Here is a 7,669-nt window from a genome sequence, read left to right as displayed (position 1 = left end):
AGGTCGGCGCCGATGTCGGCGATCTTGGTGAAGATGCCGCCGGCGATGCGCAGCGCCGCGGCGCCGAGCGATTCACCGATGGCAAAACCGATGAAGCATTTGCCGGCCAGCGCGGGCGAGATGAAGAGCAGGATGGCGAGCATGATCAAGAGCTCGGTCGAGATCAGCAGCATGCCGATCGAGATTCCGGCCTTGAGCGGGATGGCGTAGACCGGATACGCCTTGCCGGCCAGTGCGGCGAAGGCGGTGCGGCTGTTGGCCAGGGTGTTGATGCGGATGCCGAACCAGGCGACGCCGAAGGAGCCGGCGATGCCGACCAGCGAGAAGGCCAGGATCAGCGTGACTTCGCCGGCCCCGAGCTGTTGCACGCCGCCGAAATACGCGAGGATGATGAGGGCGATGAAGAGTTCGAGAAAGAGCAGGAACTTGCCCTGAGTGAGCATGTAGGTCTTGCAGGTGGCATAGATCAGTTCGCTCACCTCGGCCATCGAGCGGTGCGTCGGCAGGGCTTTGATCTGGCGATAGATCATGCCGCCGAAGGCCAGGCCGAGCAGGCAGACGAGGAGTCCGGCGGCGAGCAGTTGCGCGCCGGTCAGCGCGCCGAGAAAGGTGGCGAGGGTCGGGTCGCCGAGCTTGGGGAGAACCAGGTTGGCTTCCGACGCGGCCTGTGCAGAGGAGGCTGAAGCGGTTGCAAGGACGGCAAGAAAGGCGAGCGGGTGCCGGAAGAGCCCAACCGGAAGCCTGCCCGCGGGGGCGTTGCTTGACTGCTTCATCGCTGTTTCCTTTTTTGGTCGTGGTGGGAAAAGCTGAGAAAGCCGCAAAAGCAAAATCAATCGATTATTACATTCCGCAATGAAGATGAACATCAAACGTAATGCATAGATCGAAGGTCATACCGCCCGCCGCGTCGTAACCGCGGGGCTTGCGAGGCGAGGGCGCGCGGGACTCGGCCGTCGCCGGGCGGCTCGGGGTCGGCGTGGCAGTAGCCCGCGAAGGCCGCTTGTGGTTTGATGACGGTCGCAAGGGACCGCGCAGCGAGCGCGGCATCATCAGGGAGAATTCATGACGCAAAGAATGAATCTGCTGTATCCCGAGTGGCAGGGCGGGCGCTGTCCGGACGTCCATCGTGGCGCCCACTGGCTGGCCGAGGCAGTGTTCGCCGGCCGCGGCTACGTGACCATCGATGCGCCGGCGGCGCAGCCGGGCGAGGTTGAATCGACGGCGGTGGTCGAAGGCGTGTACGGGCTGCCGGCGATCGCCGCGCGCTATGCCCGCACCCTGGAAGTGCTGGGTCGGGCCCGGCCCGGGCGGCTATTGACCCTTTCCGGCACCTGCGGCGGCGAGGCTGCGCCGATCGCCTGGCTCAACAACCGCTATGCCGGCAAGCTGGCGGTGTTGTGGTTCGACGCGCACGGCGACCTCAACACGCCGCAGACGTCGAGCAGCGGCAATTTCCACGGCATGGTGCTGCGCACCCTGCTGGGCGAGGGGCCGACGCCTTTGCTCGCGCGTCTGGCGCGGCCTTTGTTGCCGGAGCAGGTTTTCCTGATCGGCGCCCGCGACCTCGATCCGGCCGAAGCGGATTACCTCGCTGCGCAACCGCTACGGTGCTATCCGACGCTGGCGCCGGCCGATGTCGACCGCCTGCTGGCCGATCTTGCGGCCAGCGGCTGCAGTCATGTTTATGTGCATCTCGACGTCGACGTGTTCAATCCCGAGGGCCTGTCGGAGGCCATGAAACCAGTGCCCGGCGGGCCGGATGCGGCGAGCGTTCTGGCTTGCCTGCGGGCGGTGAGCGCGGCTTACCCGCAGGCCGGGGTCGGCGTCTGCGAGTACCGCGGCCGGTCGCACGCCGGGCGCGCGCAGCTGCATGCCCTGCTGGCCGACAGCGGTCTGCTGCCCTTGATCTAGCGGCTGGGTGGCCAAGCGGCCGTGCGGCGCCTTAGGCGTTCGCGCTGCCGCTGTGCACGAGGGAAAAGCGGAACAGGTCGTCGCGCCGCGTCCAGCCCTGTGCGGCCCAGAAACCTTGGCCACGGGCGTTGTCGCGTTCGACGTCGATGTGCGATTTGCTGATGCCGGCCGCATCGAGGGCCGCGATGGCGTGTTCGACCAGCGCGCGAGCAATCCCCTGGCCGCGCAGTTGGCGGTGGACGAGCAGGTGATTGAGGTAGCCGCGGCGACCGTCGTGTCCGGCCATCACGCCGCCGACGAGCTGCCGGCCGGCGATGGCGACGAAGGACAAGCCTGGATTGCGCGCCAGATAGCGCAGCGCATGCTCGGGCGCATCGGCGTCGCGCACGACGACGCCCGGGGTTTCTCGCATCAGGGCAAGGAAAGCGCGGTAATCGGCGGCTTCCATCGGACGGAACACGACTGCATCGATCATGGGCATGACTCCTGAACGGTGGGGACTGATCCGAAAAGAGCAATGCGGTATCCTAACCGCAGGAAGCGCAGGACGCGAGTCTGATCTGCGGTTTTCGGCCTGTGCGCTTATGACGTAAGGCTTTTTGGAGACGGCGATGGAAAGTGGATTGCAGGGCAAGGTGGGCATCGTCACCGGCGCCAGCCGGGGCATCGGCAAGGCGATCGCGCTGCGCCTCGCCGGCGAGGGCATGCGCCTCGTGATCGCCGCGCGCTCGGCCGACGCGCTGGCCGATGTGGCTGCGGCCTGTGGCCCGGAGTGCGCGGCCTTGTCGCTCGACCTGCGCCTGCCCGAGGCGCCGCAGCAGCTGATCGACTTTGCGCTGGCGCGCTTCGGCCGCCTCGACGCGTTGGTCAACAATGCCGGTGCCACCAAGCGCGGCGACTTCCTGCAGCTTTCGGAGGCCGACTGGCAGGATGGTTTCGCGCTCAAGTTCTTCGGCAGCATGCGCTGCGCACGCGCGGCCTGGCCGCACCTCGTGCAGGCGCAGGGGGCGATCGTGAACATCGTCGGCGTCGGCGGGCGCACCGGGACGGCCGAGTTTGCCATCGGCGGCGCGGTCAATGCGGGCCTCATGAACCTGACCAAGGTGCTCGCTGACCGCGGCCTTCAGGACGGGGTGCGGGTGTGCGCGATCAACCCCGGCTCGATTGCCACCGAGCGCCTGCAGACGCGCATTCATACGCTGGCCGTCGAGCGCGGCATTGCCGCCGAGCAGGCGGCGTCGGAAATGGCAAAGAAGCTCGGCGTGGCGCGTTTCGGCAAGCCCGAGGAGATCGCTGCCGCAGTGGCTTTCCTGCTTTCACCGCAGGCCGCGTACTGCCAGGGCGTGATCCTCGACGTCGACGGCGGCCAGACGCGAACGCTCTGATCGCACAGCATGTGGTGCGTCGGACGGTCCGGCCCGCGTGGTGAGTGGTCCCCCGCCGGTGTGGCTCGCGAGAAAGCAGGCCGGGCCGATCAGCCGATGCCGTACCAGCCGGCCGCCTGGGCTTCGGCGAGCCGCGCTTCGAGGTAGGTCCACAGCGCCGGGCAACCTTCGCGGATCGGCGGGCCGATGCGCGCCACCACGCGGGCGTGGGAAACGCCGTTTTCGACCCAGCTCTGGCCCTGGTTGTTGAGGTTGAGCAGCGCCGGCATGGCGCGGTCGAGGGCATTGGCAAAGCGCGCCTCGGGCGTCGTCCCGGCGTCGAATTCCTGCCACAGGGCGAGCAGGCGTTCGCCTTGCGCCGCCGGCAGCAGGTCGCAAAGGCGGCGCACTCCGGCAAGTTCCTCGGCGTGGCGGGCTTGCGCATCGCCTTCGGCATAGACGAAGACGTCGCCGGCATCGATCTCGCCGAGATCATGCACGAGCAGCATCTGGATCACCCGGTTCATGTCGCAGCCCGGCGGCGCGTAGGGCGCGAGTGCCTGGGCGAGGAGGGCGATCTGCCAGCTGTGCTCGGCGGAGTTCTCGTAGCGGTCGAGCCCGAGCGGACGGTTCTTGCGCGTCACGCCTTTGAGCTTGTCGAGTTCGAGAATGAAGGCGATGGCGTCGTGCATGGAATTTTCCTGGTTTAAAGCGCTGGCTTCGGATCGCTGCGCAGAACTTCACGTTCGGCGGGTTCGTTTTTTGCGCGGCTCAGCAGGGCGATGATCTCGTCGTCGCTGCGTCCGTCAGCGCAGGCGCCGACTGCGCGTACGCCGGGCCAGGTCAGGGCATGGAAGTTCTTGTCGCGGGCGAACTGCTCGACGAACAGGGCGTGTATCCCCTGTGCTTTGAGTGCATGGAAAAACTGGCGTTGGGAATTGTAACTGACGCGCTTGTCGCGTCGGTCGGCGACGATGAACAGGCGCCGCTTTGGATCGGGGGCGATGTGCGTGACGTGATCCATCGGGTCGTAGGTTTCGTAGAGGTAGCGGCCAGTCGCGTCGCGGCCCGGATTGCTGAATTTCTGGTCGACCGTGCGTAGGCGGACGGCGACGGCGCCGCTGCTCATCGCCGCACAGTCGATGTCGTCGCGCCCCTGAGTGAGCATCGCGGCGACCAGTCCGCCGCCGCCGCTTTGGCCAGACAGCAAGAGGTGTGACCAACCGTAGCGCGCTTTGAGGGCTTCGATGGCGGCGTAAATGAGCGCTGCTTCCTGTGGCGTGCGTCGGTCCGTGAGGTGGTTGGCGCCAGTCGAGCCATACACGCCGGGGCGGCCGATCACGACGGCGGGGTTGCCGGCTTCCTTGGCGATCAGGTTGGCGAAAGCGACTTGCTTGCGGTAGGTCCCGTCTTTGAACCCTTCGGGTTCGACGCGATCGCCGTTGATGAAGAGCAGCGGGCGCCGTGCGTTCGCAGCCTGGTCACTGGGGAAATAGCGGATGCACGCCTGGCCTCGTTTCTCGCTGTCGGAGAAAGTGCCTTTCTCCGTCCAGCGCGCGCTGATCCACAGGGCGTTCGGCTTGGCTTCGCACTCCGTCTGGGTGAGCGGCGTCGGGCCGGCGGTGATTTCATTTAGCGTGGCCGGGAAGATTTCGTCGTACTCAGCGGCGGTTGGCGTCTGCGCGCGGGCGCCGAACGCGAACAGCGTGAGCCCGAGCGCCAGGAGAATGCTTCCGGATCGAAAGAGGTTCATGACCATCGTCTGCGTGTGACGAAGGGCGATTGTCGCACGCCCGCACGGTGCGTGACGGCGTTTCCCCGATCAGCGACAATCGCCATCTTCCTCTTCGCCTGCGAGCCGCCATGCCTGTTGCGCCCTACCTCGACACCGCCCCCCGCCTCGGCGCGGGCGTCTATCTGCATGCTTCGGCGCAACTCATCGGCGACGTGAGCCTCGGCGACGACTGCTCGGTGTGGTGTAACGCGGTCGTGCGTGGCGACGTGAACCGCATTGTGATCGGGCGCGGGACGAGCATCCAGGACCTGTCGATGTGCCACGTGACGCACAAGTCGGCGAAAAATCCGGCCGGATCGCCGCTTCTCATCGGCGACTACGTGACCGTGGGCCACGCGGCGATCCTGCACGGTTGCACGATCGGCGACGAATGCCTGGTTGGCATGGGGAGCATCGTCATGGACGACGCAGTGCTTGAGAATCAGGTGATGCTCGGTGCTGGCAGCCTGGTGCCGCCCGGCAAGCGCCTCGAAAGCGGTTGGCTCTACGTTGGACGGCCTGTCGCGGCCTTGCGCCGGCTGACCGCGGACGAGATCGCTTTTTTACGCTATTCGGCCGAGCAATACGTGCGGCTGAAGAACAGCTACCTCGACGGACGTCCGCCCGCGACGCCGGGTTTGCCGAGCGTGGAATGAAAATGGGGCGCCCAAGGCGCCCCATTGTTTTCCTGCTGCTGTCGATCAGTAGACCGGCATGCCCTTGAGCAGGCTGGGCAGCCAGGTCGAGAACGCCGGGAAGTAGGTGACCACGGCCATCACGGCGAACAAGGCGCCGTAGAAGGGCAGGATGGTCTTCATCACCTGTTCGACCGAGACGTTGCCGATCGCGCAGCCGACGAACTGGGTGGTTCCGACAGGCGGGGTGTTGAGCCCCAGTGCGCAGTTGAGCAGCATGACCATGCCGAACTGCACCGGGCCCATGCCCATCTGCAGTGCGAGCGGCAGGAAGAGCGGGGTGCAGATCAGGATGGTCGAGGCCATGTCCATGAAGGTCCCGAGCAGGAACAGGATCAGGTTGATCAGCAGGAACATGATCAACGGGTTGGTCGTCGCGCCGAGCAGGAGTTCGGCGGTCTTGTCCGGGATCTCGAGGATGGCCATGATGTACTGGAACATCGTCGACACGCCGATCAGCAGCAGCACCACGCCGGTGGTTTTGGCGGCCTTGGCGGCGGCCTTGACCAGCTTGGACCAGTTCATCGTGCGGTAGCCGATGAAAGTGAGCAGCAGCGAGTAGGTCACGGCGATGCCGGCGGCCTCGGTGGCGGTGGCGACGCCCATGATGATGAAGCCGAGGATGATGGCCACGACCAGCATGCCGGGCAGCGCCGCGACGCAGGCGACGGCGACGGCGTGCCAGCCGGCGAACTTGTCGAGGTGGTCGGAGTGCGAGCCGTCGGGACGGATCGGGAAGCCTTCGCGCTTGGCGACCCACCAGGCGGCGAAGAGCATGCACACCATCAGGACGATGCAGGGCAGGAGGCCGGCGAACATCAGGTCACCGATCGACACGCCCTTGACCATGATGTTCGGTCCGGCGAGCACGCCGGCGGTGCCGGAGGCGGCGTAGGCGTAAATGATCAGGTTGTGCGAGGTCGGCATCAGCGCGCCGGCGAGCGAGGCGTGCGTGGTGACGTTGACCGCGTAGTCGGCGCTGTAGCCTTCCTTTTTCATCATCGGGATCATCACCCCGCCCATCGCCGAGACGTCGGCGACCGGCGAGCCCGAGACGCCGCCGAACAGCGTGCAGGCGACCACGTTGGCCATCCCCAGCCCGCCGCGCTTGTGGCCGAGCAGGGTTCGAGCAAAGTTGACGATCTTCTCGGCGATCCCGCCGTGCAGCATGAGTTCGCCGGAGAAAATGAAGAATGGAATCGCCAGGAAGGAGAAGACGTTCATCCCCGAAATGAGGTTTTGGAAGGCGAGTTCCAGCGGAAAACCTTCGACCCAGTAGGTGGCGAGGCAGCTCAGGGCGATCGAGAACGCGACCGGAACGCCGAGCAGCAGGAGTAGGGTGAAGGTGATGCAGAGTACGGTCAGTGCCATGATGGAGCAACTTCCTTGTCAGTGTACATGGCGATCAGGTGCTCGATCGAGAACGAGATGATCAGGATGCCGGCAACGGTCCCCGGGGCGTAGCGCCAGGCTTCCGAGATGCCGAGCGTGGGAATCCCGTTGGGCCAGACCGAAAGGGCCATCTTGGTGCAGCCCCAGGACAGGAAGGCGCCGAAGAGAATCGAGAAGATGCCGACGATGTTGCCGACCCAGAACTGCAGGTTCTTGGGCAGCAAGCCGACCAGCGACTCCATGCCGATGTGGCCTTCGTCACGTACGCCGGCGGCGGCGCCGAACATCGCGACGTTGATGACTAGGATCAGGGCGACCTGTTCCGACCAAGCCGGGGCGTCGTTGAGGATGTAGCGCCAGATGACCGAGCCGACGACGACGCCGACGATGGCGAGCAGCCCGGCGACGGCGACGTACATCGCCCAGCGCGAAAGGCGTGCGTTAAGGGCAGTGAACCAATCCATAGTGTGACTTTCACGAAAAAGGCCTGAAGCTGCGGACGCGCAGCTTCAGGCCTCGTTACCGCATGCAGA

General features: G+C 65.8%; 9 protein-coding genes. 3 read left to right on the top strand and 6 right to left on the bottom strand.

Features of this window, described 5'->3' with window-relative positions:
• Nucleotides 1–773 (bottom strand): sodium/proton-translocating pyrophosphatase (locus QMB55_RS03130; protein WP_497587203.1); only part of this gene is annotated, 773 nt, incomplete at its 3' end.
• Between the two features lie 289 nt (nt 774–1,062).
• On the opposite strand from QMB55_RS03130, the gene QMB55_RS03125 reads away from it, so the two are divergent.
• Nucleotides 1,063–1,911, top strand: a complete 849-nt coding sequence (locus tag QMB55_RS03125; protein ID WP_497587202.1) for an arginase family protein — start codon at nt 1,063–1,065, stop codon at nt 1,909–1,911.
• Nucleotides 1,912–1,942: 31 nt separating this feature from the next.
• Here QMB55_RS03125 and QMB55_RS03120 read toward each other — a convergent pair whose 3' ends face one another.
• On the bottom strand, nt 1,943–2,386 hold the full coding sequence (locus QMB55_RS03120) for a GNAT family N-acetyltransferase (RefSeq protein ID WP_497587201.1): 444 nt from the start codon (nt 2,384–2,386) through the stop codon (nt 1,943–1,945).
• Nucleotides 2,387–2,522: 136 nt separating this feature from the next.
• Between QMB55_RS03120 and QMB55_RS03115 the strand changes: the two genes are divergently transcribed.
• On the top strand, nt 2,523–3,296 hold the full coding sequence (locus QMB55_RS03115; protein WP_497587200.1) for an SDR family oxidoreductase: 774 nt from the start codon (nt 2,523–2,525) through the stop codon (nt 3,294–3,296).
• Nucleotides 3,297–3,385: 89 nt separating this feature from the next.
• Here QMB55_RS03115 and QMB55_RS03110 read toward each other — a convergent pair whose 3' ends face one another.
• Both QMB55_RS03110 and QMB55_RS03105 read right to left on the bottom strand, forming a co-directional pair.
• A complete protein-coding gene (locus tag QMB55_RS03110) occupies nt 3,386–3,967 on the bottom strand; it encodes an HD domain-containing protein (protein WP_497587199.1) in 582 nt (193 codons plus the stop codon).
• 14 nt (nt 3,968–3,981) lie between these two features.
• Nucleotides 3,982–5,028 (bottom strand): prolyl oligopeptidase family serine peptidase, encoded by a 1,047-nt coding sequence (locus tag QMB55_RS03105; RefSeq protein WP_497587198.1) that lies wholly within the window; start codon nt 5,026–5,028, stop codon nt 3,982–3,984.
• A 110-nt stretch (nt 5,029–5,138) separates the two neighbouring features.
• Between QMB55_RS03105 and QMB55_RS03100 the strand changes: the two genes are divergently transcribed.
• On the top strand, nt 5,139–5,705 hold the full coding sequence (locus QMB55_RS03100) for a gamma carbonic anhydrase family protein (RefSeq protein WP_497587197.1): 567 nt from the start codon (nt 5,139–5,141) through the stop codon (nt 5,703–5,705).
• 45 nt (nt 5,706–5,750) lie between these two features.
• On the opposite strand, the gene QMB55_RS03095 is transcribed toward QMB55_RS03100, so the two are convergent.
• Together QMB55_RS03095 and QMB55_RS03090 are read right to left on the bottom strand one after the other, a co-directional pair.
• Complete coding sequence (locus tag QMB55_RS03095) at nt 5,751–7,115, bottom strand: TRAP transporter large permease (protein ID WP_497587196.1); 1,365 nt, start codon at nt 7,113–7,115, stop codon at nt 5,751–5,753.
• Nucleotides 7,106–7,600, bottom strand: a complete 495-nt coding sequence (locus QMB55_RS03090) for a TRAP transporter small permease (RefSeq protein WP_497587195.1) — start codon at nt 7,598–7,600, stop codon at nt 7,106–7,108. The genes QMB55_RS03095 and QMB55_RS03090 overlap by 10 nt, the downstream gene beginning before the upstream one ends.
• Nucleotides 7,601–7,669: the final 69 nt, after the last annotated feature.

The sequence above is a fragment of the Propionivibrio sp. genome, assembly GCF_041441355.1.
Taxonomy (GTDB): Bacteria; Pseudomonadota; Gammaproteobacteria; order Burkholderiales; family Rhodocyclaceae; genus Propionivibrio.
Note: the sequence above shows the minus strand (reverse complement) of the source record. Positions and strands in the feature narration are given on the sequence as shown.